Origin of the sequence: Paludisphaera soli, from assembly GCF_011064595.1 — a bacterium.
In the GTDB taxonomy this organism is placed as follows: Bacteria; Planctomycetota; Planctomycetia; order Isosphaerales; family Isosphaeraceae; genus Paludisphaera; species Paludisphaera soli.
Map to the genome: position 1 here is coordinate 218,902 of NZ_JAALJI010000008.1, position 24,435 is coordinate 243,336.

At 71.7% G+C, this 24,435-nt stretch carries 20 protein-coding genes; 10 read left to right on the forward strand and 10 right to left on the reverse strand.

Features of this window, described 5'->3' with window-relative positions; all coding sequences use genetic code 11:
- Positions 1–2 precede the first annotated feature (2 nt).
- On the forward strand, positions 3–1,001 hold the full coding sequence (locus G6O68_RS13280; protein ID WP_165248486.1) for a formylglycine-generating enzyme family protein: 999 nt from the start codon (positions 3–5) through the stop codon (positions 999–1,001).
- 19 nt (positions 1,002–1,020) lie between these two features.
- Here the strand turns inward: G6O68_RS13280 and G6O68_RS13285 are convergent, their stop codons facing one another.
- From G6O68_RS13285 to G6O68_RS13315, 7 genes are all read right to left on the reverse strand, one after another.
- Positions 1,021–2,238: an ABC transporter permease gene (locus G6O68_RS13285; protein ID WP_165248488.1), complete on the reverse strand. Its 1,218-nt coding sequence runs from the start codon at positions 2,236–2,238 to the stop codon at positions 1,021–1,023.
- Between the two features lie 14 nt (positions 2,239–2,252).
- Positions 2,253–2,813 carry a Uma2 family endonuclease gene (locus G6O68_RS13290; protein ID WP_165248490.1) on the reverse strand — a complete coding sequence of 187 codons (561 nt, stop codon included), beginning with the start codon at positions 2,811–2,813 and terminating at the stop codon, positions 2,253–2,255.
- Between the two features lie 16 nt (positions 2,814–2,829).
- The gene (locus G6O68_RS13295) at positions 2,830–3,390 is read right to left on the reverse strand and encodes a Uma2 family endonuclease (protein WP_165248492.1); all 561 of its coding nucleotides are present in this window, start codon (positions 3,388–3,390) and stop codon (positions 2,830–2,832) included.
- Positions 3,391–3,479: 89 nt separating this feature from the next.
- Positions 3,480–4,124, reverse strand: a complete 645-nt coding sequence (locus tag G6O68_RS13300) for an ABC transporter ATP-binding protein (protein ID WP_315852132.1) — start codon at positions 4,122–4,124, stop codon at positions 3,480–3,482.
- Between the two features lie 52 nt (positions 4,125–4,176).
- Positions 4,177–5,493: an efflux RND transporter periplasmic adaptor subunit gene (locus G6O68_RS13305; RefSeq protein ID WP_165248494.1), complete on the reverse strand. Its 1,317-nt coding sequence runs from the start codon at positions 5,491–5,493 to the stop codon at positions 4,177–4,179.
- 20 nt (positions 5,494–5,513) lie between these two features.
- The gene (locus G6O68_RS13310) at positions 5,514–6,248 is read right to left on the reverse strand and encodes a hypothetical protein (RefSeq protein ID WP_165248496.1); all 735 of its coding nucleotides are present in this window, start codon (positions 6,246–6,248) and stop codon (positions 5,514–5,516) included.
- Between the two features lie 201 nt (positions 6,249–6,449).
- Positions 6,450–7,046 carry a glutathione peroxidase gene (locus G6O68_RS13315; RefSeq protein ID WP_390625369.1) on the reverse strand — a complete coding sequence of 199 codons (597 nt, stop codon included), beginning with the start codon at positions 7,044–7,046 and terminating at the stop codon, positions 6,450–6,452.
- A gap of 192 nt (positions 7,047–7,238) precedes the next feature.
- Here G6O68_RS13315 and G6O68_RS13320 point away from each other — a divergent pair, with 192 nt between their 5' ends.
- From G6O68_RS13320 to G6O68_RS13330, 3 genes are all read left to right on the forward strand, one after another.
- Positions 7,239–8,822: a thiamine phosphate synthase gene (locus G6O68_RS13320; protein ID WP_165248500.1), complete on the forward strand. Its 1,584-nt coding sequence runs from the start codon at positions 7,239–7,241 to the stop codon at positions 8,820–8,822.
- 113 nt (positions 8,823–8,935) lie between these two features.
- Entirely contained in the window at positions 8,936–11,983 is a 3,048-nt protein-coding gene (locus G6O68_RS13325; protein ID WP_165248502.1) for a hypothetical protein, read from the forward strand.
- Positions 11,984–12,003: 20 nt separating this feature from the next.
- The gene (locus G6O68_RS13330) at positions 12,004–12,669 is read left to right on the forward strand and encodes a hypothetical protein (RefSeq protein WP_165248504.1); all 666 of its coding nucleotides are present in this window, start codon (positions 12,004–12,006) and stop codon (positions 12,667–12,669) included.
- A gap of 58 nt (positions 12,670–12,727) precedes the next feature.
- On the opposite strand, the gene hpnE is transcribed toward G6O68_RS13330, so the two are convergent.
- Genes hpnE through hpnC form a run of 3 tightly spaced genes read right to left on the reverse strand, consistent with a single transcriptional unit; the run spans position 12,728 to position 16,165 of the window.
- On the reverse strand, positions 12,728–14,239 hold the full coding sequence (gene hpnE / locus G6O68_RS13335; RefSeq protein WP_165248506.1) for a hydroxysqualene dehydroxylase HpnE: 1,512 nt from the start codon (positions 14,237–14,239) through the stop codon (positions 12,728–12,730).
- 22 nt (positions 14,240–14,261) lie between these two features.
- Positions 14,262–15,182, reverse strand: coding sequence for a phytoene/squalene synthase family protein (locus G6O68_RS13340; protein WP_165248508.1), 921 nt, complete (start codon positions 15,180–15,182; stop codon positions 14,262–14,264).
- A complete protein-coding gene (gene hpnC / locus G6O68_RS13345) occupies positions 15,179–16,165 on the reverse strand; it encodes a squalene synthase HpnC (protein WP_165248510.1) in 987 nt (328 codons plus the stop codon). The genes G6O68_RS13340 and hpnC overlap by 4 nt, the downstream gene beginning before the upstream one ends.
- A 216-nt stretch (positions 16,166–16,381) precedes the next feature.
- Here hpnC and G6O68_RS13350 point away from each other — a divergent pair, with 216 nt between their 5' ends.
- The 6 genes from G6O68_RS13350 (at position 16,382) to G6O68_RS13375 (ending at position 24,329) form a co-directional block, all read left to right on the forward strand.
- Entirely contained in the window at positions 16,382–17,005 is a 624-nt protein-coding gene (locus tag G6O68_RS13350; protein ID WP_240911164.1) for a 3-keto-disaccharide hydrolase, read from the forward strand.
- Positions 17,006–17,795: 790 nt separating this feature from the next.
- On the forward strand, positions 17,796–19,412 hold the full coding sequence (locus G6O68_RS13355) for a thioredoxin domain-containing protein (RefSeq protein ID WP_165248512.1): 1,617 nt from the start codon (positions 17,796–17,798) through the stop codon (positions 19,410–19,412).
- Positions 19,413–19,616: 204 nt separating this feature from the next.
- On the forward strand, positions 19,617–20,579 hold the full coding sequence (locus G6O68_RS13360; RefSeq protein WP_165248514.1) for a glycoside hydrolase family 43 protein: 963 nt from the start codon (positions 19,617–19,619) through the stop codon (positions 20,577–20,579).
- A gap of 86 nt (positions 20,580–20,665) precedes the next feature.
- A complete protein-coding gene (locus G6O68_RS13365; protein ID WP_165248516.1) occupies positions 20,666–22,264 on the forward strand; it encodes a M20/M25/M40 family metallo-hydrolase in 1,599 nt (532 codons plus the stop codon).
- A gap of 196 nt (positions 22,265–22,460) precedes the next feature.
- The gene (locus G6O68_RS13370) at positions 22,461–23,648 is read left to right on the forward strand and encodes an acyltransferase family protein (protein WP_165248518.1); all 1,188 of its coding nucleotides are present in this window, start codon (positions 22,461–22,463) and stop codon (positions 23,646–23,648) included.
- Positions 23,649–24,101: 453 nt separating this feature from the next.
- Positions 24,102–24,329 (forward strand): hypothetical protein, encoded by a 228-nt coding sequence (locus G6O68_RS13375; RefSeq protein ID WP_165248520.1) that lies wholly within the window; start codon positions 24,102–24,104, stop codon positions 24,327–24,329.
- Positions 24,330–24,435 lie beyond the last annotated feature (106 nt).

Below are 24,435 nucleotides of genomic sequence, written 5' to 3' on the forward strand. Positions count from 1 at the left end.
CCATGACCCGATTCCAGGCGATCCGGCGGACGATGGGCGGCCTGGCTGCTCTGGCGACGAGCCTCGTCGCGGCCGGGGCCGAAGAACCTGCCCCCCGGCCGCACGCCGATTACACCGAGACCATCCCCGGCTCGGACGTCCGCTTCCCGATGGTCGCGATCCCCGGCGGGACCTTCGCGATCGGCAGTCCGCCCGGCGAGCCGGGCCGCCGCGACCACGAGGGCCCGCGCCGCCCGTTGAAGATCCGCCCGTTCTGGATGGGCAAGTTGGAGGTCACCTGGGACGAGTACGGCGAGTTCCGCAAGGTGATCGGCTCGAACCGCAAGAACGCCGAGGCCCTCGCGAAGGACGCCGACGCGGTCACGCATCCGACGGCGCCTTACCCCGACGAGACGTTCGGCTACGGCCGCAAGGGGCGGCCGGCGATCCTGATGAGCCATCACGCGGCGATGGAATACTGCTACTGGCTTTCCAGGAAGACCGGCAAGGCGTACCGGCTGCCCACCGAGGCCGAGTGGGAATACGCCTGCCGCGCAGGGACCGAGACCGCCTACTCCTTCGGCGACGACCCGAAGAAGCTCGACGACTACAGCTGGTTTTTCGGGAACGCCGAGAAGCCCATGCCGGTCGGCAAGAAGAAGCCCAACCCATGGGGCCTCTTCGATATGCACGGCAACGTCGCCGAGTGGTGCCTCGACCGCTACGCCGCCGACGCCTATGCCGGGCTCCCTCAGGACCGCCCCGCCGTCGGTCCCGTCCTCTTACCGACGGCGGCCCTCTACCCGCACGTCGCCCGGGGCGGTTCCTGGGACGATGACGCGCCGAAATGCCGGAGCGCCGCCCGGCGGGGCTCGGAACCGAAGTGGAACGAGATGGATCCCGACGGCAGCATCTGGTGGGTTTGGGACGCCCCCTTCGTCGGCTTCCGCGTCGTGCGGGCGGTCGAGGAGCAGGAGGACCTCGAAGGGCTTCGCTCGCAGGTCCGCAAGCCGGCCCGTTGAGAAGAGGGCCGGTCACCCGTCACTCGTGCCGCAGGGCGTCGATCGGGTTGAGGAGCGACGCCTTGACGGCCGGGACGAGTCCGAAGACGACGCCGGTGAGGGTGGAGACGCCGAAGCCGAGGGCGACGGCCCAGAGCGGGATGACGACGTCGACCATCTGGGGGTGGAGGCTCGCCAGGGCGCAGAGGCCGTAGCCGAGGGCGATGCCGGCCGAGCCGCCGAGGAGGCTGAGCGAGACGGCCTCGGTCAGGAACTGGAGCATGACGTCGCGCCGCCGAGCGCCGACGGCCTTCCGCAGGCCGATCTCGCGGGTGCGCTCGGTGACGCTCACCAGCATGACGTTCATCACGCCGATGCCGCCGACCAGGAGCGACACGCCGACGATCCCCGCCAGCACGGCCGTCGCCACCAGGCTCATGCTGTTGAACGCGTCCAGGATCTCGTCCTGGGTCATGACCTTGAAGTCGTTGGGCTGGTACGCGTCCAGCCGGTGCCGACGCCGCAGCAGGTTGACGATCTGCGCGCGGGCCTCGGGCACGGCCTCCTCCGAGACCGCCTGCGCCGTGGCCGCCATGCGCCGGAGCTGCGCCGGGTACATCTTCAGCGCCGTGGTGTAGGGGATCAAAACCAGTTCGTCCTGGCTGTTGCCCAGGAAGCTCCCCTTCTCGGACAGGACGCCGACGACCGAGAACCGCCGGCCGGCGACCAGCAGGTTCCGGCCCACGGGGTCGTCCCCCAGCTCCAGCTTGCGGACCACCTCGCGGCCGAGCATGCAGACGGCCCGGCGCTCCTCGACGTCGACGATCGAGAACGGCCGGCCCAAGGCCACCTCGTAATTGCGAATCGCCAGGTAGTCGGCCGACACCCCCTCCAGCGGGGCCCGAAACTCGTCGCGGCCGGCCTGCACCAGCACGGTCTCCGAACGGATCAACGGCGAGAGCCGCCGCAGCGCGGGGCAGTTCTGCTCGATCGCCGCCAGGTCGCGCTCGTCCATCGCGATCCGCCCCAGCCGTCGCCCCGCCTCGCCCGCCGGGCGCTCGGGCCAGACCCACATCGCGTTCGTCCCCAGCCCCTGGAGGAACTCGGACACGTACCGCGTGAAGCCCTGCACCACCCCCACGACCGTCAGCGTGGAAGTCACCGCGATCACGATCCCCAGCACCGTCAGCATCGACCGCAGGCGGTGCGCCCAGATCTGCTCGAACGCGTTCCCGATGTTCGCCAGCGCGATCCGCATCAACGTCTCCTCGATCACGCGAACAGGCGACCGACCGCGACCTCGAACTCCGGCAGTATCTCGTCGAACCGCAGCACGTCGTCCCCCCTCAGGGTGACCGGCGGCTTCCCGTCCTCGAATACCGTCGCCGTCCGCGCCTGAGGATCCAGGATCAGGACGACGACCACGCCGACGGCGAGATACTCGCCCACCTTCACCAACACGTCGTTCCAGCGATCGCTGGGCGAGAGAACCTCGCACGTCAGTTCAGGCGGGGACGGGCAGTAGCCGGCGGGGGGCTCCCCCTGGGGCATCCGCGAGTAGCTGTAGTACGAGACGTCGGCCCCGCGGACCGTGTCGGGGCCGCGCCGAGTGATGACGCCTGAGTCGTTGTTCAGGACATGTCCGACGTCCTGATCGGCCACGAAATTTCCCAGAAGCCGGCCGAAGGTGTTGCAGACCTTCCCGTGCCTCGCGCCCGGCATCGGCGACATGACGATCCGTCCCCGCACCAGTTCTTCGACCGCCCCCGAATCGGGCCGTCGTGCGAACTCCTCGGCCGTCATCAGGGCGGGGACCTGTTCCACCGTCGCCATGGGCGAAGCTCCTGTTTCAGTCGAAGAAGCGGCCGACGACCACCTCGAACCCCGGCAGGATCGCATCGAACCGCAGGATTTCGTCGGGCCCGAGCCTGGTCGGCTCGGCCTCGGCCCCGAAGACGTGGGCGGTCTTCTCCTCGGGGTCGAGAACGACGACGCACAGCACGCCGGCGTCGAGGTACTCGCCGACCTTCACCATGGCGTTCTTCCAGCGGTCGCTCGGCGAGAGGACCTCGAAGACCAGTTCGGGGATCTCCGGCCCGTAGCGGGAGTTGTCGGCGTCTCGGGGAAGCCGCTCGAAGCTGTAATAGGCCGCGTCCGCGCCGCGCACGGTATCGGGGTTTCGACCGACGATGATCGCCGAATCGTTGCCCACCACGCGACCGAGCGGATGGTCCTCTAAGAACCGACCCAGCAGGTAGGCCACCTGGGCGCAGACGAAGCCGTGGCGACGATTCGGGAGAGGCGACATGACGATGCGTCCTCGGACCAGCTCCTCGACGGCGTCCGCGTCGGGTCGGCGCTCGAACTCCTCGGCGGTGATCAAGGCGGGCTTCTGTTCGACCGTCGCCATCGTGGGGTCTCCTTTCGCGCGGGGACGGGGCTATTGTCCCAGACCGGACGTCGCGGCGTCCACCGAGGCTGGGCGGGCTCCGCTTCGCCTCACGGCGTGCGGGCTTCGTCGGACTCGACCAGGCCGTCGCGGATGCGGACGATCCGGCGGCAGCGGGCGGCGACGTCGGGCTCGTGGGTGACGACGACGATGGTTTGGCCCTCGCGGTGGAGGTCGGCGAACAGGTCGAGGATCTCCTCGCCGGTCTGGGTGTCGAGGTTGCCGGTCGGCTCGTCGGCGAGGAGCAGGGCGGGGCGCTGGACGATCGCCCGGGCGATGGCCACCCGCTGGCGCTGGCCGCCGGACATCTGGTTCGGCCGGTGGCCCATCCGGTCGCCCAGGCCGACGCGCTCGAGCGCCTCGACGGCGCGGCGCCGGCGCTGCGAGGCCGAAGCGCCGGAGTAGATCATCGGCAGCTCCACGTTGCGCAGGGCCGTCTGCCGCGCGAGCAGCTCGAAGGTCTGGAAGACGAAGCCGATGCGGCGGCCCCGGACCTGGGCCAGCTCGGCCTGGGAGAGCGCGGCGACCTCGCGGCCGTCGAGCCGGTAGGTCCCGCTCGTGGGGACGTCGAGGCATCCGAGGATGTTCATCAACGTGGACTTCCCCGAGCCCGACGGCCCCATGACGGCCACCAGCTCGTTCGAGCCGATCGCCAGGTCGACGCCCCGGAGCGCGTGGACGGTCTCCTCGCCCACGCGGTAGAGCTTGGCGACCGCTTGCAGCTGGATGACCGCCGCGTCGTCGATGTCAGCCCTCCTTCTCCAGCTCGGCCGGGGAGTCGACGGGGAGCACGGCGTCGCCGTCCTTCAGCTCGTCGAGCGCGTGGAAGGGGCCGACGACCACGCGGGCGTCCTCGTCGAGCCCGGCGCGAACCTCCACGCGGCGCTCGTCGCTCAGGCCGGTCTCGATCGGCTGGGCGCGGGCCACGCCGCCGTCGAGGACGAAGACGACCTTGAGGTAGCGCTGCTCGGCGTCGCGGGCCTTCTCGCCCGGCTGCCGGGCGGTGCGTTCGGACCAGTCGCGGATGAGGGGCGAGTCGGGCAGCTCCTTGCGGCGGCGGTGGACGACGGCCTGGGCCGGGACCGAGAGGGCGTCGTCGCTCTGGCGGACCTCGACCTCCACCGTCACGCTCATGCCGGGCCGGAGCATGGGCCCGTCGGACTCGGACCCGGTGGGCTTCGGGACGTCCAGGTCGACGAGGGTCTCGAAGCCGACGACCTCGTCCTTCTTGACCTTGCCCTGCGGGGAGACGCGGTCGATCCGGCCGGGGAGCGGGCGGAGCTGGTCGGCCTGGAGGAAGACGCGGGCGACCTGGCCGCGGCGGACGAGCGGCACGTCGGTCTCGTCGACGTCGGCCCGCACCCGCATCCGGTCCAGGTCGCAGACCTTCATCAGCACCGAGCCCGGCAGGTTGGTGGTGCCGGCGATGACGATCTCGCCGACGTCGACCTCCAGGTTCGAGACCACGCCGTCGATCGGCGACCGGATGGTCGTGCGGCGGAGTTCCTCCTCGCCGGCCCGCCGCATCGCCTGGGATTCCGTCAGCTCGTTGCGGCACATCGCCAGGGCGGCCTCGGCCTTGGCGAGCAGGGTGAACGAGTCGGCCAGCTCGGTCGGGGTGGAGAACCCGCGGCCGGCGAGCTTGGAGGAGAGGTCGGCGTCGCGCTGGGCCTTCTTGAGGTCGGAGTCGGCCTGGTTGATGGCCGCCTCCAGGCGGGAGATCCGGGCGTTGGCGGAGTCGAGCTTCGCCTGGGCGTCGGTCGGGTCGATCGCGACGAGGACGTCGCCCGCCTTGACGGGGTCCCCCTCCTTGAAGTTCACGGCGACCACCCGGCCGATGATCTGGCTGGCGATCTCGGCCTGGTCGACCGACTCGATCACGCCCGACGCCGTGACGGTGCGGATGATCGTCGCCCGCGCGAGCGGCTCGGCCAGGACCTTGCGCGGGGGCGTGCGCACGAGGGTCCAGTCCAGCCGGACGGCCCCCGGATCGCGCGCGGCGTTCATCGCGGCGAGCCCCGCCGCCAGGATGCAGACCCCCAGGACCGTCGCCAGTCGCAACATCCGTCAGCCCCCCGCGCCCGTCAGGGCGCGCTCAACGCCAGCCTCATCGCCGACCCCAGGAACAGCCCGACGCCCACCCTCGCGGCGACCTCGACGGCCGCCAGGCTCCCGCACAGGGCCAGGGCCGTCGCCAGGTTCGCCTCGCCGCGTCGCCGCCCCGCCAGGGCGGTCGCCAGCCACCCCAGCAGCGCGAAGAAGTCGACCCGACGCGCCGCCAGGCCGATCGCCGCCGGATAGGCCCCGGGCGGGAGGAACAGGGCGATCGACGTCTCCACGTCCTCCTCGCTGCGACGCAGCCAGGCCACCAGGCCCAGCCGCACCGCCAGGCCGAGCACCCACCAGCCCTGGAGCCGGGCGCAGTCCGCCCAGGCGCGGTCGAACTTCCAGCGCCGCCCCGCGAGCGCCGCGCACGCGCAGAAGCCCACGGCGGCCGCGGCGGCTCGGATCGCCAGCGCCGCCGGCTCGAACAGGAAATCCCCCAGCAGCCGGACGACGGCCCAGAAGGGGAGGGCGGCGCGTTGCAGCTCCACCGCCTTGCGCACGACCTCGTCGCTCGGCGCGGCCGCGCCGTCGCGCTCGATCCGCGTCACTCCCCCCTCGACGGCCGTCGCCAGCGCGGCGGTCCGGCCGCCGGTCGCCCACATCGCCAGGTGCAGGGCCAGCGTGAGGCCGATCCAGAGCCCCAGGATCGGGGCCCCTCGGGCCTCGCCCGCGCGGGTCGTTCCGGTCGTCACCGGCGATGCAGCGAGGTCCATCGAGGCTGGCTTTCTTCCCTGACTCAGGGACGGGAGGGGGTCGGACGGTCGGGCTGAATCGCATTACCCCCGCCGCGGGCGCAAGGTTTCAGCTCGACGGGCCCCGCCCGGCCGGCCGTTCGCCCGGAGATCCGTCCCCCCGGCCCACGCCGCACGCCGCACGCCGGCCGATCTTCGCGGCGATCGGCCGGCCGCGACCGCTCACTGCTCGGCCAGGGCCTTCTCCAGCGCGGCCTGGACCTCGGGCGATTCCGGGGTGGTCCTGGGGTCGAAGCGGGCGACGACCTCGCCCTTGCGGTTGACCAGGAACTTGGCGAAGTTCCAGCCGATCGGGCCGGCGTAGCTGGGGTTGGTGGACTCGCCGGTCAGGTACGCGTACAGCGGGTGGATGCCCTGGCCCTTGACCACGATCTTCGAGAACATCGGGAAGGTGACGTTGTACTTTGTGGAGCAGAATTCCTTGATCTGCTCGTCGCTGCCGGGCTCCTGGGCGCCGAACTCGTTGGCGGGGAACCCGAGCACTTCCAGGCCCTGGTCCTTATACTTCTTGTAGACTTCCTCCAGGCCCTTGTACTGCGGGGTCAGGCCGCACTGGCTGGCGGTGTTGACGATGAGGAGGACCTTGCCCTGGTACTTGGAGAGGGCCACGTCGCCGCCGTCGATGTCCTTGACGTGGAAGTCGAGGACCGAGGCCGGCTTCTTGTCGTCGGCCCGGGCGGCCGGGTTGGTCGCGAAGCTCGCCAGGATGAGGCCGAGGGCGGGAAAGATCGAACAGGCGATCAGGATTCGTCCGGGCACGGTGGGAGTCCTCAATGGGGGCGGATCGGGGGGCGGGCCGGCGTCATCGGCCTTGGCGGTCGCCGCGACGCGACGATCACCATTCATCTTCATGCCGCCCGATGGGTTTTTCAAGACAAGTGGATCAAGAGTTCAACCTTTCGGCCCCGGGCCGGGGCGTCCCGGGGCGGGCCGGAGAGGATCGAGGTCGCGATGGATGAGACGTTGACGCCCGGCGCCCGGCGGGCGATGGAGCGGGCCGGGGCGCGGGCGCGTTCGCGAGGGGCCGAGACCGTGGGGCCCGACGACCTGCTCGCCGCCCTGGTCGACGAGCCCGAGTCGCGGGCCGCGGAGCTGGTCGCCGAGTTCGGCCTCGACCCCCAGGGCGTGCGCGAGGCGCTGGGCGTCCCCCGCCTCGTCCCGGACGAGGGCGACGGCTACGACCTGCTCGACGAGGCGGCCGCGGCCCCGGCCGCGCCGGCGCCGGAGCCCTCGCGGACGGTCCGCGCCGCGGTCGGCGAGGCGCGCACCCGCGCGAGGGCCTCGGGCTGGTCGGCGGGGGTGGGGACCGAACACCTGCTGGCCGGCCTGCTGGTCGAGGCGGCCTCGGCCCTGGAGCCCCTGCGCGGCGCCGGGCTGGACCTCGACGGCCTGCGCGACGCGCTGACCCGCGCCGAGGTCGACGTCGAGCCCCTGCCGCCGCTGGAGGGGCCCCCCCTCGACCTGTCGGACTCCACCCGGACGGTCGACCTGGCCCGCGTCCTCGACGCCTCCGCCAACCGCGCCCGCGAGGGCCTCCGCGTCGTCGAGGACTACGCCCGATTCGTCCTCGACGACCCCGGCCTGACCCGCCGCCTCAAGGAGGCCCGCCACCGCCTGGCCGACGCCCTGCGAGGCTTCGACCCCGACCTGCTGCTCGCCGCCCGCGACACCCGCGAGGACGTCGGCACCCACATCATGACCCACTCCGAGCAGGTCCGCGAGAACCCCCGCGCCGTGCTCGCCGCCAACTTCAAGCGCACCGGCGAGGCCCTCCGCTCGCTGGAGGAATACGGCAAGCTGGTCGACGTCTGGCTCGCCGGCCGCTTCGAGGTCCTTCGCTACGACGTCTACACGCTCGAAAAGCTCGTGATGACGGCGGTCGTCGCCTACCGCTCGCTGGCGGACTGCCGGCTCATGGTCCTCGTCGGCGGCCTCCCCACGCTCGGCGACCTGACCTGGATCGTCGGCGAGGCCCTGGCCGGCGGGGCCGACGCGATCCAGCTCCGCGAGAAGGGCGTCCCCGACCGTGAGTTGCTGACCCGAGCCCGCGAGGTCCGCATCCTGACCGCGCAGGCCAGGGCCCGGTTCGTCATGAACGATCGCCCCGACCTGGCGCGCCTGGCCGGGGCCGACGCCGTCCACCTGGGGCAGGAAGACGTGGCCGTGCGCGACGCCCGGCGGATCGTCGGCCCCAACGTCGTCATCGGCGTCTCGACCCACGACCGCGCCCAGCTCGACGCCGCCGTCCTCGGCGGCGCGGGGTACCTCGGCGTCGGCCCCGTGTTCCCCAGCGCGACCAAGGACTTCGCCGAGCCGGAGCTGGCCGGCCTGGCTTACGTCCGCGACGCCGTCGAGGCCACGAACCTCCCCTGGTTCGCCATCGGCGGCGTCGGCGAGGCCAACGTCGACCGCGTCCTGGAGGCCGGCGCGACCCGGATCGCCGTCAGCTCCGCCGTCGTCCGGGCCGACCGCCCCCGCGTCGCCGCCGCCAGGCTCCGCGCGGCGCTCGACGGCGTCGATTCCGAGACCGGGTGATTGCAACGAGGCGGGCCGGAAACTAAGATCCTCGTACCTGTCGCAACGTGCTGTGATCGCCCCTTCATCCCAGGCGGACGAGGCGGCCGTCGCCGGTCCCGGAGGTCGCCTCGATGTCGTCGTCGGAAGAACCCGCCCCGGTCCCGGAGGGCCCTGGCGAGCCCCCGGCCCCCGCGCCTGGCCCCGCCCCCGGACCGGCGGGCCGAAGGAGCGGCCCCCTGGTCGCGATGCTCGCCCTCGCCGTCATCGCCGGCGCGGGGTCGTACGTCTGGAGCCAGGTCGACTGGACCATGTTCCAGGCCCCGCCGCCCCCCCCGCCCGAATCGAAGCCGCGTCCTCCGGGTTGGGTCGACACCTACGGCAACCAGGCCGACGTCCCCAGCCTGCTGACCATCCAGGCCCCCGGGGCGAACGGCAAGGCGACGGTCTTCCTCGGCCGGGCCGGCGGGCCAAGGGACCCCCTCGCGGTCCATTTCTCCAATCCGCGGATCCTGGAGCGAGAGCTGGTCCGCCAGGCCGTCCTCCTCGCCGCCCGCGACGAGCGCGGGTTGACGACGCGCGACGAGCTGCTCGACGGCGCGGCCCCGCCCGCCGGCGAGGCGAGGCCCCTGAAAATCACAACCGTCTTCAGCCGGTCCCTGAACCGGCTGCTCGCCCGGATCCCGGACGGGAAGCGGGCCGAAGGGCTGATCGAGCCCGTGCTCGCCAAGGCCCTCGGCGGCGACCCCGAATCGGACGACTTCCCGACCCACCTCGCCTCGACCCTGGAAGGGATGACCCGGGCCGAGTTCCCGAAGCTGCTCGACCAGCACGGCGGCCGGGGCGAGCCGAACCGAATCGCCGCCGAAGGGCCCGCACCGGGAGGGGTCGAGGAGCGGCTGGCCACCCTGGGGCTCGTCGACCACTTCGAGGCCGTACGCGCCCTGCACCGGGCGATCCGCGCCGAGGGCGAATCGCCCGAGCGGCTGGGACTGCTCGCACGCGCCTACGCGCAGCTCGCCGCGCTGACCGCCCACCACTGGAGCCCGGTCCACCGCGCCTTCCAGGCCCGGGCCTTGCTCTACGCCGAGCGGCTCGTCGCCCGTGATCCCGATTCGTCGTTCGCGCTCCGCCACCGGGCCTTCGCCCGCGCGCTCGTCGGCCTGCACGCCGCCGCCATGAAGGACCTGGAGGCCGCGAAGTCCCTGGACGCGAAGGCCGGGCGGCCCGCCCCCGTCCCGGGCTGGGTCGAGGTGATCGACGCCCACCTGAATTACGACCGGGCCCGCCTGGAGGCCGCGAAGCCGCCGCACGACCGCCTGGCGGCGCTGTTGAAGATGGTCAACTTCGAGTTCCCGGCGTACACGCGGCTGGCCGCCAAGTCGGCCGAGGCCGTGTTGCAGCTCGACCCGGACTGCGGCCGGGCGTTCGACGTGCTGAGCAACAACGGCGGCCTCAACGACAAGCACCGGGCCACCGACATCGCCCCGCAGGCGTTCCGCGCCCTCTTCCGGACCAAGCTGGCGGACGCGGACGACCTGCCGGAAACCGTCCGCAAGGCCCTCGAACGCGACGCCGACGACCTGGCCCTGACCGACGCCCTCGACGAGGCGGGAAGCGCGTCCGTCGACCCCGACGAGCCTTCGTGGGGCGTCCTCGCGCAGCTCGCCCGCGAGGCCCGCTTCGTCCAGGTCCAGCGCCGGCTGACCTTCATGGCCCGAAACTGGGGCGTCCCCGTGGAAGACTACTGGGACGAGGTGAAGCCCCTGGTGGAGGGCCACCGCTTCCGCCCCTACCTGGGGGCGATCACGCGCGACAAGGAGGAGGCCCGCAAGTTCGCGGAGTTCGCCAGGACCTTCCCGATCGTCGACCTGGAGCTGACCGAGAGCGACCTGATCGAGGTCATCTTGGGCGATTCCAAGCGCGACCCCCGGGACCTCCGCAAGTCCGCCGAGGTCTTCTCGTCGCGGACCGCCCGCGACCTTTCCTCCCAGATCGCGGAGGGGGTGAACAGCGGCCTCGTCCCCACGGCCGAGGCCCTGCTGCGGGTCAGCCCGCGCAACCCGTACGCCAAGGACATCCTGGTGCGGCACGACTGGGAGCGCTCGCAGCCGAGGCTGGAGGAGTGGAAGAAGTCCGACGGCGGCGCCGCCGCGTTCCAGCGCGGCCTCGGTTATCAGTACCTGGACCTGAAGCGGTTCGCCGAGGCGCGCGAGTGGCTGGCCCGCTACGTCGAGCAGTCCCCCGACCGAACCGCCTACGAGAAGCTGGCGGAGAGCTACGAGGGCGAGGGAGACCGCGAGGGTTGGCTCGCGGCCCTCGAAGCCTACCTGGAAAACACCGAGGACGCGGGGCTGGACCACGCGCAGGTCCGGGTCCGGATCGCGAACTATTACCTGTCCCAGGACCGCCCCAAGGAGGCCAAGCCTTATTCCGACGAGGCCGCACAGACCTGGGCCGGCTGGGCGATGCTCTGCGCCTCGGAGGTCGACGAGCGGCTCGGCGACCTGGAGTCGGCCGAGGACTGGGCGAGGAACGTCTCGGAGCGCTACCCGGACTCCTGGAACGTCTGGTATCGCTTCTGCAAGCGGACGGGCGAGGGGGATCTCGACGGCGCGACGGACCTGGCCCGGGCCGCCGTCCGCGCGGGGGTCGCGCCCCCCGTCGGCCGGGCGTACCTGCACTGGCTCGAAGGCGAACCGGACGAGGCGATCCGGACGCTCGAACGCGTCTATGAGACGACACCCGAAGACGGCATCGCGACGCTCCTGATCTCCCTTTACGATCAGACGGGAGCGGCCGGCAAGCGCGACGACCTGATGCGCAAGGTGATCGAGGAGGTGAAGCCGACGGCCCCGACGTCGGCGGCCCTGCTCGATCTCATGCTGAAGTCCACGGCCGTCGGCGCCCCCCCGCTCGACCTGGCGGCCGTCCAGGCGCAGCTCGACGAGTCGCCGGCCGAGATCCGGCTCCCCCTCCGCTTCCACGTCGGCCGATTCCTCCTCAACCACGGCCGCCCCGAGGACGCCCGCACGATCCTGGAGCCGTGCCTCGCCCGCGGCTTCGACGAATGGTGCCGCGCCGCCTCGGCCGCCTGGCTCCGCGAGGCCTTCCCGCCCCCGAAGCCCGCCGAGCCGGAACGGCCCCGGCCCCGCCCCGAGGACGAACCGACCCGGACCTGAACCGCGAATCGAGGCCGACGATGGGAAAGATCGCGGGCGTCTTGCTTCTCGCCGTTTCGGCCGTCGGCTGCTGGCGGGACCCGACTCCCGAAGTCACCCCCGAGGAGTTCGCCGAGGCCCAGGGCCGGCTCTGGTCCGCCGGGGGGCGCCCGGCGGCCGAAGCGTATCTCGCATCCGAGCGGGGCCGGTCGATCGTCGCGCGTCGGCTGGGTCAGGTGGTCGGCGACCGGGGGATCTCCATCCTTCGCGGTGCCACCAAGGTCGAAGCCTTCCGCATCGCGGATACGGCCGGCCTCGATTACGGGTTCGGACGCCACGCCGACGTCCGCAGCGACCTCGGGGCGATCGAGGGATACACGATCACCTCCAAGGGGAACGACGCGGGCGCGGACTTCGCCGGGCGGCTGGCGGACTTCCTGCTGCGCGGCGAGATCTACTTCGTCTCCTTCGACTGCCTGCCAGACCCCGGCGTCACCTACCGCGTGTGGAAGGGGGACGAATCGCTGACGCTCGTCGTCTGCTACGAGTGCGATTCCATCAAGGTTTTCGTACGCAACGCCTGGCGCCGTCTGGTCCATCAAGGCCGATCGTACATCTACGACGAGTCCCACGAGGCGAAAGGCTTGAGGAGGTTGGCCAAGGAGGCGTTCCCGGGCGACGAGACGATCCAGAGCATGTCCGGCTGATCGGCGTCCGGAGTCCGCCACGCCGTCGGGGGGCTCCGTCATCCCGCAAGCTTCCGATTCAGGTCTCGGATCCGCCGGTCGGCTCGTAGGCCGTCTCCTCGAAGTCGGGCTCGAAGCGGGCGTCCCGGCGGTTTTCTCGGCGGGAGAGGAGGCGGCGGGCGAGGCGGTCGGGGGGGAGGTCGGGGCGGAGGAGCTTCTCGGGGCGGTCGAGGTCTTCCAGCACCCCCTGCGCCGCGAGGTAGCCGCTGCGGACGGCCCCCTCCATCGTGGCGGGCCATCCGGTGTCGGTCCAGTCGCCGGCCAGGAAGAGGCCGTCGACCGGCGTCCGCTGCGGCGGGCGGAGGGTCGCGACGCCGGGCCGGGCGGCGAACGTCGCGCCGTGCTCGGTGACGACCCACGACCGCTCCAGCAGGGCCTCGCAGGCGGCGGGCCACATCTCGGCCAGGTCGGCCAGCACGGCGTCGCGGATCTGGTCCTTGGTCATCCAGAGCAGGTCGTACGAGGCGCTGATGACCACCTGCAAGTACTGGCCGCCGTTCGCCGAGCCTCGGCCCTGCAGCGCCGTGTGGTTGAAGACCCAGTGGAGGAAGCGGCCGGGGGCGACGACGTGGTCGAGCGGGCAGACCGGCCGGTCGAACCAGAGGTGGACGCCGGTGATCGGCGAGGATTCCAGACTCCGCAGGGCGTCCAGGTCCGGCAGCCGCTCGCGGATCGACGGGGCGAGCAGGCCGGCGATCCGGTCGAAGGGGGCGGAGGCGACGACGAAGTCGGCCTCGATCGTCTCGCCGTTGCGCAGGGTCACGGAGCCCACCGCCGACGGGTCCTCCGGCTCGGGGTCGATCGACCGCACGCCGGTCGTCAGGCGGACCTCGACGCCCCGGTCGCGCAGCCAGGTCTCCAACCGGGCCCCGTACAGCTCGCCGAGCGGGGCCGAGGGGACCTCCATCTGGAACCCGCTGCGGTTCATCAGGAAGCCGTCGACGAACACCTGGCGGGCCATGCCCGGGTCCATGCGGTCCAGGCGCTCGTTGAGGGCCGAGACCAGCACCGGGCCCCAGAACAGGTTCATCGTCCGCACGTCCTGGCCGTGCCGCCACAGCCAGTCGGCGAAGGGTTCGACGCCGTCCTCGCCGGCGCGGCGGTCGAGGGCCAGGCGGGCGAGGCCGTAGGCGACCTTGAGCTTGTCGCGCCATCGCAGGTGCTTCGAGCGCAGGAAGCTCTCGCCCAGGTGGAACGGGGCGGGGCCGAGCCCGGCCTTGAGCGTGGACGTGCGGCCGTCGGGGGCGAAGAACGTGATCGCCGGCTCGCGGCGGAAGAGGCCCTCGATCCCGACCTTTCGGCAGAAGTCGGCGAGGTTCGTGCAGCAGACCATGCTCACGTGCTGGCAGTTGTCGACCAGCTCGCCGGTCGTCGGATCGGTGAACGAGCTGGCGCGGCCGCCCAGCCTCGGCCGGCTCTCCAGCAGGGTGACGCGGAGCCCGCGGTCGACGAGCGACGCGGCCGTCGCCAGGCCGGCGAGGCCGCCGCCGACGATCACCACGCGGGGCGGTGGGGGGGTGGTGCGCGTCATCGCGGGAGACCTCGGCTTCGGCTCAGGAGACCAGATCGGGCTTGCGGGGGGACTTCGCGTCGCGGCGCCTCGGCCCGAGATAGCGCGAGGGGAGCGACCGCAAGGCGATGGCGACCTTCCGCCAGCGCGGGACCGACGTCCGGCCCGCGAGCACGTCGTAGCGCCGGCGGACGATCTCGTCGAGCAGCGCCCGATAGATGCCGACGATCGTCAACAGCACGGGGCGGCCGACGGGGTCGACGAGCGGGACCAGGCCGGCCGCCTCGTCGTAGCAGGAGTAGGCCCGCACGGCGTACTCCTCCAGCAGGCGGCGCAGCTCCGGGCCGGTCTCCGCCGCCAGCAGGTCGCGGTCCTCGACGCCGAAGCGGTCGAGGTCGCACTGCGGGAAATAGACGCGGCCGTTCTCGGCGTCCTCGCGGACGTCGCGGAGGATGTTGGTGAGCTGCAGCGCCAGGCCGCAGCGGTCCGCCAGGCGCTCGGCGCGGCCGCCGTCGGAGTCGTATCCCCAGATGTGGATGCAGCAGAGCCCGACGGCCGAGGCGACGTGCCGGCAGTAGTCCGCCAGCTCGTCGAACTCCACGAACCGCCGGGGCGCCAGGTCCATCTCCACGCCGTCGATCACCTCGTGCAGCAGGGCGGGGGGGATGCCGAACCGATGCACGGCGTCGGCCAGCGCGGGGAGCCCCGGCCAGGACGACGACCGACCTTCGAGCGCGTCGGCCAGGTCGGCGCGCCACGCGATGAGAGCCTCGGCCCTGTCCACGCCCGGCCGATCATCGTCGGCCAGGTCGTCGGACCGGCGCATGAAGGCGTAGAGCGCGCACATGGCGCGGCGGCGGTCCGGCGGCAGGAGCCGGAAGGCGTGGTAGAAGTTGCGGGCCTCGCGGCGCGCGACCTCGTGGCAGAAGCTGTAGCTCTCGGCGAGCCGGGCGTCGGTCGTCACCGGGAGGCCTCCCCGGTCGGCGAGCCCGCGAGCGGCCGGGGTGCGGCGCCGGGCCGGGCTCCCTTCCGGCCGCCGGTCAGGCGGGCCCGGGCGAGGCCGACCACCGCGCGGGCCAGCAGCCCGAACTTCGCCGCCTTGCTCAGCGACGGTCGGGCCGACAGCACGTCGTAGCCGCAGGCCTCGATCCGCTTCAGGATCGCCAGCCCCCCGCGCGAGAACAGGTCCACGTCCACGGCGAACTCGGCCGGGATGCGCGCGATCAGCGGCCGGCCGCGATCGAACAGCTCGCGGGTGCGATCGACCTCGAACTTCAGCATCTCGGCGAAGGCCGGCGTGAAGCGGCGGGCCCGCAGGTCCTCGTCGCGGACGCCGAACCGCTCGCGGTCCTCGCGCGGGACATAGATCCGGCCGATGTCCAGGTCGCGCGAGACGTCCTGCCAGAAGTTGGCGAGCTGCAGCGCCGTGCAGGTGAAGTCGGAGAGCGCCGCGTTCTCCTCGTCGAACGCGCCGGCGACGTACAGCACCAGCCTTCCCACCGGGTCGGCCGACCGGGTGCAGTAGTCGCGAAGCTGATCGAAGGTCTCGTACTCGACGACGCTCTGATCCTGGACGAAGGCGTCGATCAGGGCGTGGAACGGCCCAGGGGGGATGCCGTAGTGCTCGACGGTCTCGCGCAGGGCGATGAAGACGGGGTGGCGGGCCTCGCCGGCGAACATCGCGTCCAGCTCGCCGCGCCACCAATCGAGCAGTTCCAGCGAGCGGGCGGGGTCGCCGACCTCGTCGGCCAGGTCGTCGGACCATCGGCAGAAGGCGTAGATCGACCGGAAGGCCGGCCGGTGCTCGCGAGGGGTCAGCCGGGTGACGACGCTGAAGTTCTCGTAGTGCGAGGCGGTCAGCCGCGCGCAGTAGTCGAGCGCGTCCCGGCGCGAGACGGTCTCGCAGGCCGGGGGGCCGAATCGCAGCAGGTCCGCCTCGAACGTCATCCCTGTCGCTCCGCTCCGGATGGCCGCCGCGTGCGGCGGGGCGTGAAAGGGTCGATTCTACAGGGGCCCGGCGCGTCCCGCCAGCCGGGCGCCGGGCGGGCCATTGACCCCGCGCCGTCGCGCCCCGACAATCGGCGCGTCTCGGCCGATCGATCGCGATCGACCGCACGGCGCGGCCCTCCCGCCGCACCTCTTCACACCCAGGGGAAAGCGACCATGTTCCAGATGACGACGGCCCGGCTCGCGGGCCTGCTCGCGGCGGCGTTCGTGCTCCAGGCCTCGGCGGCCCCGGCGCGGGCCCAGGCGACCTCGCTCTTCAACGGCAAGGACCTGGAAGGCTGGGTGCTCCCCGACGACAAGGCGTTGTTCACCGTCGAGGACGGCCAGATCGTCGGCCGCACGGCCGGGGACCTCAAGAAGAACGAGTTCCTGGTCACGCCGAAGTCCTACAAGGACTTCACGCTCAAGGCGAAGGTCAAGCTCCGCAACGGCAACTCGGGCATCCAGGTCCGCAGCAAGCGCGCGGCCGACGGCGCGGTCTCGGGCCCCCAGGCCGACGTGGCCGACGGCTACTGGGGCCTCCTTTACGAGGAGCGCGGGCGCGGCATCCTCGAACGCTACCCGGAGGCCGAGGCCGCCAAGATCGTCAAGGAGAAGGACTGGAACGACTTCGTCATCACCTTCAAGGGCAAGCGGCTGACCGTCGTCCTCAACGGCGTCACGGTCATCGACCGCGAGGACAAGGAGTTCCCCGACGAGGGCGTCGTCGCGCTCCAGGTCCACGTCGGCCCGGCGATGGAGGTCCGCTACAAGGACGTCACGATCGAAGAGCTGGACTGACCGAAGTCCGTCGCGAGACGACCTCGAACCAACCGGCCGGCCCGGGCGCGCAACTCGCCCGGGCCGGCCGCGTTCGTTTCGAACGCGGAGGCCGGCCGGGCCATCACGGCGTTCATGCACGATCGCGAATCCGTCGGTCCGCAACGGGGGGGCCGTCGGGCCGGGCGCAGGGAATTCTCGGGAAGGTTCAAGGCGGCCGGAGGAATCGCCGATAAATGACCTGGTACTCCTGAGACACCTCTAGTAAAAGGGGCTCACCGCGGTGAACGCGATCCCCTCCGATCGTCGTGCCTTGAGGGCTGGAAGCCCCGGGCTGTCGAGCATCAGGGAGGACGCGAACGCTGCGGGACTGCCGGCCGGCCGTGACGGGTCGTCGGCTTCGTCCTCCTTCGGATGGGACGGGGCCTTGATCGAACCGGAACGCTCGAAAGGCGGGACGCGGGCGGCCATGAGGGTCGACCGCGGGGCCCATTTCGCGAGGCCCGCCGCCCAAGGAAGGCCCGGGGGACGAACCCGGCACATCGCTCTCCACCTCGAACCTCATCCCCTTCTTTCGGCCCGAACGCCCCCCAGGGCGAGCGTGGCGAGTGCGCGCCGACCGGCGGCCCCCGACGACGGGGGCGAGGGCGGGGCGGACGAAGCGGCGAATCTCCTCGCGACTGTCGGCCCGGCCGCTTCCGTCGACCTCGACCCCCGTCGAGGCGCGTGGCATGAAGCTGGTCCCGCGTCCGGGCCGCCCCAGGGCGGAACGGGCGGACCGACGCCCCCGAGGGAAAGGAGTCCTTTCGGCATGAAACTCGCACCTGTGCTGCTCCTGCTCGTCAGCGTCGCCCAGGCCGCGGCGGGAGAATCCCAGCCGGTCCTACTCGACTTTCACGCCGACTGGTGCGGCCCCTGCAAAGAGATGCGCCCGGCCGTCCAGGCCCTGGCCGATAAAGGCTATCCGGTCAAGTCGATCGACATCGACAAGTCCCCGGACCTGGCCCAGAAGTACGAGGTCGAGGCCGTCCCGACCTTCATCGTCGTCGACGATCGCGGCCGCGAACTCGGCCGCTCCTCGGGTGCCCAGCCCGCCAAGCAGCTCGCCCAGCTCTACCTCGACGCCCGCGACAAGTCCGCCGCCCAGCGCCCCGCCCAGGGGGATCGCGGCGACGAATCCGAGGAGGCCGACTCCGAGCCGCCGGTCGCCGAGGCCGACGACGAGGACGCCGGGTCGCTCACCGAGGAGGAGCTCGCCGAGCGGGCGAACCAGAAGCCGGTCAACCCCAAGCCCTGGGAGACCGGCGTCCGGATCAAGGTCCACGGCAATGGCTCGATCGGCTTCGGCTCCGGCACGATCATCTACAGCACCCCCGAGGAGTCCCTGATCCTCACCTGCGCCCACATCTTCAAGACGGACGCCCGCAAGCCGATCCCGCCCGACCAGTTCCCGAACAAGATCACCATCGACCTGTTCGACGGCCGGCTCAAGGGCAAGGGGCAGCTCACCCCGACCCAGATGGGCATCGCCGGCCAGGCCGTGGACTACGACTTCGCCACCGACGTCGGCCTGATCCGGTTCCGGCCCGGCAAGCGCCTGCCCTATTCGCGCGTCGTCCCGGCGCATTGGCAGCCGACCGAGCAGATGGGGATGTACACGGTGGGCTGCTCCGAAGGCCACGACGCGACCGCCTGGAGCACGATGATCACCAAGGCCCCGACCCGGATGCTCCGCGGCAATCCCGAGCACCTGGCGATCGAGTGCAAGTTCGCCCCGCTCCAGGGCCGCTCCGGCGGCGGGCTCTACACCAGCGACGGCTACGTCGCCGGCGTCTGCAACTTCGCCGAGCCCCAGGGGGACCGCGGCCTCTACGCCGCCCCCGAGTCGATCTACAAGATTCTCGACCGCAACCGCCTCGCCGCGCTCTACGCCCCGGCGACCCTCGGCGGCTCCGACACCTTGCTGGCCGACCGCGGCTCGCAGGGCCAGTCCGGCCGTCGCAACGGCACCCTCCGCGGCCAGTCCCCCGACCGCGAGCGGGCCCCCCGCCGCGGCGACGTGACGCTCCCCGAGCCCGAGATCGTCCTGGGCCTGGAGTCGCTCTCGCCCGGCGACCGCCGCTCGGCCGCGGTCCAGCCCATCAGCAACAAGGGGGGCACCCGCCGCGAGGCCTGGTCGCTCACCCGGCCCGCCGACGCCGCCCCCGCGCCCCAGCTGGCCTCGCTGCCGGACGGCGCGACCGCCGAGACGACCGACCTGAATCTCGACTCCGCCGTCGACAGCGACCACTTCCCGCCGCCGGCCTACGAGGACGACGAGGTCGGGATCAACGACGAGGACGTCTCCCCCCGCGGGGCTCCTCGCCGGCCCGAAGCCCCCGCTCACGACAAGGGCCTGAACTGGCGGCCCGTGAAGACCGCCGACTGAACCCGTCGCCCGGCCTCCGCCGACGCGATCACGACGAGGCCGACGCCCCCCGCCCGGGGCGTCGGCCTCGTTCGCGTTCGCGGCGGCGGGCTTGTTTTTCGGCCCCGGGCCTGATCGAGTGGAGCGGCTGGATTCGTCGTCAGGCCCCCTCGACGGACGGGCGCGGTACGCTCGCGCGCCGGGGGGAAGCCAAGGCCCCCCTTCATGAACCGCCTCGCCCGCCTCGTCTCCGCGCTGCTTGCGGTCGTCGCCGCCTCGTCGTCCTCGTTCGCCGACGGCCCGGCCGTCCCCCAGGGCTCCGCCCTGGTCTTCACCTCGTTCCGGAGGAACGGCGAGGACGGCCTCCACCTGGCCGCCAGCCGCGACGGCTACACGTGGACGGCCCTTCACGGCGATCGGCCGATCTTCCGGCCCCAGGTCGGCGGCGGCCTGGTCCGCGACCCGAGCCTCGTCCGGGGCCCCGACGGCGTCTTCCACCTGGTCTGGACGACCGGCTGGACCCACCCGGCGATCGGCTACGCGCACTCGAAGGACCTGCTCCGCTGGTCCGAGCCCCGCGCGATCGAGGTTATGAGGGCCGAGCCCGCGGCCCGCAACGTCTGGGCCCCCGAGCTGTTCCACGACGAGGCGGAGAACCGCTTCCTGATCTTCTGGGCCTCGACCATCCCTGGCCGGTTCCCCAAGACCGCAGCGGCCGGCGACGACGGCTACGACCACCGCACCTACATGACCGCGACGAAGGACTTCAAGACCTTCACGCCGGCGAGGCTCCTCTACGACCCCGGCTTCAATTCCATCGACGCCACCCTCGCCCGCGACGGCGGCCGCTACGCGCTCTTCCTGAAGGACGAGACGCGCACGCCCCCGGCCAAGAACCTCCGCGTGGCCTTCGCCGACTCGCCCGCCGGCCCGTTCGGCCCGCCTTCGCCGCCGATCACCGGCGATTACTGGGCGGAGGGCCCGTCGGCGATCAAGCTGGGCGAGCGCTGGTTCGTCTACTTCGACCGCTACGTCGACCACCGCTACGGCCTCGTCACCTCGACCGACCTGGTTCACTGGGACGACGAGTCCGACCGCGTCCGCTTCCCGGCCGACTTCCGCCACGGGAGCGTCCTGCTCGTGCCGGATGCGATCCTCGACGGCCTCGAAGCGGCCGGTCGCGAGTGACGCGGGTCGCGGGCCGCGCCGCGGTTTCCCGAACCTCTCCTGATATGATCCGATGATTCTGCTTCCCTGATTCCCAAGGGCCTTTCATGAAGCTCCATGTCATCCCGTCCGCCATCGCCATCGCCCTGTCCGTCCCGACGGCGGCGCGAGCGCAGGTCCCCGTCGAGACCGCGACGGCCGAGCCGCCGGCCGCCGCCGTGGCGTCGATCACCGGCCGCGAGATCGGCGGCCACCTGCGGTTCCTGGCCTCCGACCTCATGCGCGGCCGCGACGCCGGCTCGCCCGAGGCCCGGCTGACGGCCGAGTACCTGGCGTCGCACCTCTTCGCGATCGGCGCCGACCCCCTGGGCGACTTCAACCGCGGCGGTCGGACCTACCTCCAGAAGTTCCCGCTCGAGACGACCACGGCGCTCTCCGAGGGGTCGTCGCTGACCCTCACGCTCACCCCCGACGGCTCGCACCGCGTGGTCGACTGCAAGCTGGGCGTCGACTACATCTTCGGCCCGCAGGGGGTCGCCCCCGGCGAGGTCGAGGCCGACGTCGTCTTCGCCGGCTACGGCCGCGACCTCCCCGACCGGGGGGTCGACGACTACGGCAAGCTGGACGTGCGCAACCGCTTCGTCCTGGTCTACGACGGCGCGCCCGGCGAGGGCGAGGCCGACCGCCGGGGGGGCGGGGCCAACAAGGTGGAGGCGGCCAGGAAGCGAGGCGCTCTCGGCCTCCTGGTCATCTCCCCTTCGAGCGAGGCCGACGCGCGGCCCCCGGGGCCGGTCGGCATGTTCGGTTTCGACCGCCCCCGCGTGACCCTCGGCCCCGCGCCGGCCACGATCCCGTCGATCGCGCTGACCCCCGCGATCCGCAACCTGCTCGCCGCGGCCCTCGACCTGCCGAAGCCCGAGGCCGTGGGGACCCCGGCTGGTCGGCAACTCCCCGGCCTCCGCGTCAAGTTCACCCACGCCGCCAAGAGCGAACTCCGCGAGGACCGCAACGTGATCGGCTTCCTCCCCGGCTCGGACCCGGAGAAGAAGAACGAGATCGTCGTCTTCAGCGCCCACTACGACCACGAGGGGGTCGACGCGAAGGGGGAGATCTACAACGGCTCCGACGACAACGCCTCGGGCACGAGCGGCGTGCTGGAGGTCGCCCAGGCGTTCGGCTCGGCCCCGCGACCGGCGCGGAGCGTGGCCTTCCTTTGGGTCTCGGGCGAGGAGAAGGGGCTGCTGGGGAGCAAGTGGTTCGCCGACCACCAGGCCCTGCCCGAAGGGATGAAGATCGTCGCCGACATCAACCTCGACATGATCAGCCGCAACGACCCGTCGAAGATCGGCGCGACCCCCTCGCCGAGCCACCCCGACTACAACTCGATCGTCGCCGCCGCCGTCGCCGCCACCCAGGCCGAGGGGCTGGAGATGCTGTTCGACTCCGACCCGTACTACGCGCGGACCGACAGCTTCAACTTCGCCGCCAAGGGGATCCCCGTCATCTTCTTCTTCGCCGGGCTGCACGAGGACTACCACAAGCCGACCGACGACGTCGAGAAGGCCGACCTGGAGAAGTCCGCCCGCGTCGCCCGCGCCGCGTTCCGCCTGGGCTGGACGACCGCCCAGGCGGCCGAGGCCCCGAAGAAGATCACCGCTCCGCCGGCCCCGGCCGAGGCCGAAGCCCCGCCGGCCGCGTCGAACTGACCGCCGGGCGAGATGTCGCGACGACGCAACGAACCCGGGCCGTCCGGCCGCTCTCGCGCGGCGGGACGGCCTTATCATTTCGAAACGAGCGAAAAGCGGGACGGGCGGGCGGCGGGGGACGCTTTAAGGATTTAAGGGTCGCGAAAGGAGGACTCGGCCGGGCGGATCCCGGCCTTGCGGCGGCCCGAACCCGAGCGTGAGCCTGGACATGGAGACGCCCCGCCCCCCCCGGAGCAATCCCCGGTACAAGGCGCTCGACGTCTTCCGCGGCCTCGCCTGCGTCATGGTGGTCCTCCACCACACGGGTTTCGTGGTGCTGGAATCCGACGTGATCGGGACCGGGATGGAGCACGGCCTGCGACGCGCCGTGGTCTCTTTCCTGCACATGGCGATCGGCACGCCGATGTTCTTCGTCATCAGCGGCTACTGCGTCCTGGCGCGGATGGACGTGTTGCGAAAGCGGGGCGAGAGCCCCTGGAACTTCCTCGGCAAGCGGCTCTGGCGGACCTTCCCCCCTTACTGGGTGGCCCTGCTTGGGTTCGTGATCGTCGTGGTGGGGCTCAACCGGCTGGGCCTGGACCGGCTCTATCGCGGCGTCCACGCGCTGGAATTGTACGAGCCGACGACGCTGGACCTCTGGCAGTGGATGGGCAACATCACGCTGACGGAAACCTGGCGGCCACGCGTGGGATTCGCGGGTGAAATGGTCTTCATGCGGATCTCGTGGACGCTCTGCTTCCTGGAGCAGTTCTATATCGTCTGCTTCCTGGCCCTGCTGATCGCGCCGAGACGGCTCTACGGGGCCCTGGCCGCCCTGAGCGCGGCGGCGATCGGCCTGCACGTCGTCGCCTGGGACGTGGGGGCTTCGAGCCGCCTCGCGGGCACGTTCCCGGTCCTCTGGCACGAGTTCGCCGTCGGGTTGGCCGTCTACTGGCGGCTGGAGGCGGCGACCTCGCAACGGGCCCGGCGGTGCGTGGACGCGGCGATCCTGGCTCTCCTGGCCGTGGCCTACTGGCGCGACCTGGATTCCACCGTCAAGGCCGCCGCGTTCGGCCTGATCCTGATCGGCCTGCGGCCTTACGACGACTGGATCGACGCCCGCCGCTTCCTGGAGCCCTTGAAGGCCTGCGGCCGACGCTGCTACAGCATCTACCTGGCGCACCTGCCGGTCTGCGTGATCGGCAGCCTGGGGCTCTATGAGCTGAGCCTGCAAGGCTTCTGGGTCCGCGTCCTGGTGACCGTCCCGGTGGTCTCCGCCGCGGCGATCGGCGTCGGCTGGCTCTTCCATCGCTGGGTCGAACTCCAGTTCGTCGACCTCCCACGCCTCCGCCCGGCGACCTGGCGACCGGCCTCGGCCTCGCCCCAGTTGGCCGCTTCGTCCTGATCCGCCGGGCCGAGCGGTCGCAATGCCAGGCGGCGCGGAGTCGCCGGAAATCTCGAACCGATCTCACCACCCTGGGCCATCATCCAGGTGGGGGATCCTGCGCGCCGACCCCGCGCTCGCCCCCGAGGCACCGCGAATCCTCATGCTGCGCGGCCGAAAAGCGCGCCGAACGAACCCAATTCCAGACCGAAGAACCGAGTCCTATCTCCATTGATGATCGAAACTTACATCGATCGGGTTCGTTTGCGAGCGACCCGAACGAACCCAGTTCGCGACTGGACGCGTGCTCCCCTCCGCTTGACGCCGGGGCCTGGTTCGGCGGGGTCGGGTCGTGAACCGGATCGTTGGCAAGGGTAGAATGGGACCTGCATGAGGTGGCGGATTCTTTCGATGAGCGTTCGAGATCGCTAGGGGTCGACCCGCCGACGGCGGCGGCGGCCCGGGAGGTGGAGCATGTCCGACCTGTATCGTCTGATCGACGCCCACGGCCGCGAGCTGGCCCAGGCGGATACCATCGAGTACTTCCGCGGCGTCGTGGTCGACCTCGAGCCGGGGCATTACACGATCCAGGAAGTCGTCGCCGACTCCCTGGGCCACGCGCACGAGACCCGACGGTGGGGCGCGATCCTCCACATGGAGGACGGGACCATCGTCCTCAATCCAGACGAGAAGCACGCCTGACCCGCCCGACTCCGGCCCCGCCGCGCCTCCCCCACGGCCCACGAGCCGAGGCGCGGCGGCCGGGCTCGTGGCCCCTCCCGCACCCTCCCCACGCCGAAGACGGACC

Coding starts and splice junctions, on each gene's coding strand:
- G6O68_RS13280 (WP_165248486.1), top strand. CDS start 3: ATGACCCGATTCCAGGCGATCCGGCGGACGATGGGCGGCCTGGCTGCT.
- G6O68_RS13285 (WP_165248488.1), bottom strand. CDS start 2,238: ATGCGGATCGCGCTGGCGAACATCGGGAACGCGTTCGAGCAGATCTGG.
- G6O68_RS13290 (WP_165248490.1), bottom strand. CDS start 2,813: ATGGCGACGGTGGAACAGGTCCCCGCCCTGATGACGGCCGAGGAGTTC.
- G6O68_RS13295 (WP_165248492.1), bottom strand. CDS start 3,390: ATGGCGACGGTCGAACAGAAGCCCGCCTTGATCACCGCCGAGGAGTTC.
- G6O68_RS13305 (WP_165248494.1), bottom strand. CDS start 5,493: ATGTTGCGACTGGCGACGGTCCTGGGGGTCTGCATCCTGGCGGCGGGG.
- G6O68_RS13310 (WP_165248496.1), bottom strand. CDS start 6,248: ATGGACCTCGCTGCATCGCCGGTGACGACCGGAACGACCCGCGCGGGC.
- G6O68_RS13320 (WP_165248500.1), top strand. CDS start 7,239: ATGGATGAGACGTTGACGCCCGGCGCCCGGCGGGCGATGGAGCGGGCC.
- G6O68_RS13325 (WP_165248502.1), top strand. CDS start 8,936: ATGTCGTCGTCGGAAGAACCCGCCCCGGTCCCGGAGGGCCCTGGCGAG.
- G6O68_RS13330 (WP_165248504.1), top strand. CDS start 12,004: ATGGGAAAGATCGCGGGCGTCTTGCTTCTCGCCGTTTCGGCCGTCGGC.
- hpnE (WP_165248506.1), bottom strand. CDS start 14,239: ATGACGCGCACCACCCCCCCACCGCCCCGCGTGGTGATCGTCGGCGGC.
- hpnC (WP_165248510.1), bottom strand. CDS start 16,165: ATGACGTTCGAGGCGGACCTGCTGCGATTCGGCCCCCCGGCCTGCGAG.
- G6O68_RS13350 (WP_240911164.1), top strand. CDS start 16,382: ATGTTCCAGATGACGACGGCCCGGCTCGCGGGCCTGCTCGCGGCGGCG.
- G6O68_RS13355 (WP_165248512.1), top strand. CDS start 17,796: ATGAAACTCGCACCTGTGCTGCTCCTGCTCGTCAGCGTCGCCCAGGCC.
- G6O68_RS13360 (WP_165248514.1), top strand. CDS start 19,617: ATGAACCGCCTCGCCCGCCTCGTCTCCGCGCTGCTTGCGGTCGTCGCC.
- G6O68_RS13365 (WP_165248516.1), top strand. CDS start 20,666: ATGAAGCTCCATGTCATCCCGTCCGCCATCGCCATCGCCCTGTCCGTC.
- G6O68_RS13375 (WP_165248520.1), top strand. CDS start 24,102: ATGTCCGACCTGTATCGTCTGATCGACGCCCACGGCCGCGAGCTGGCC.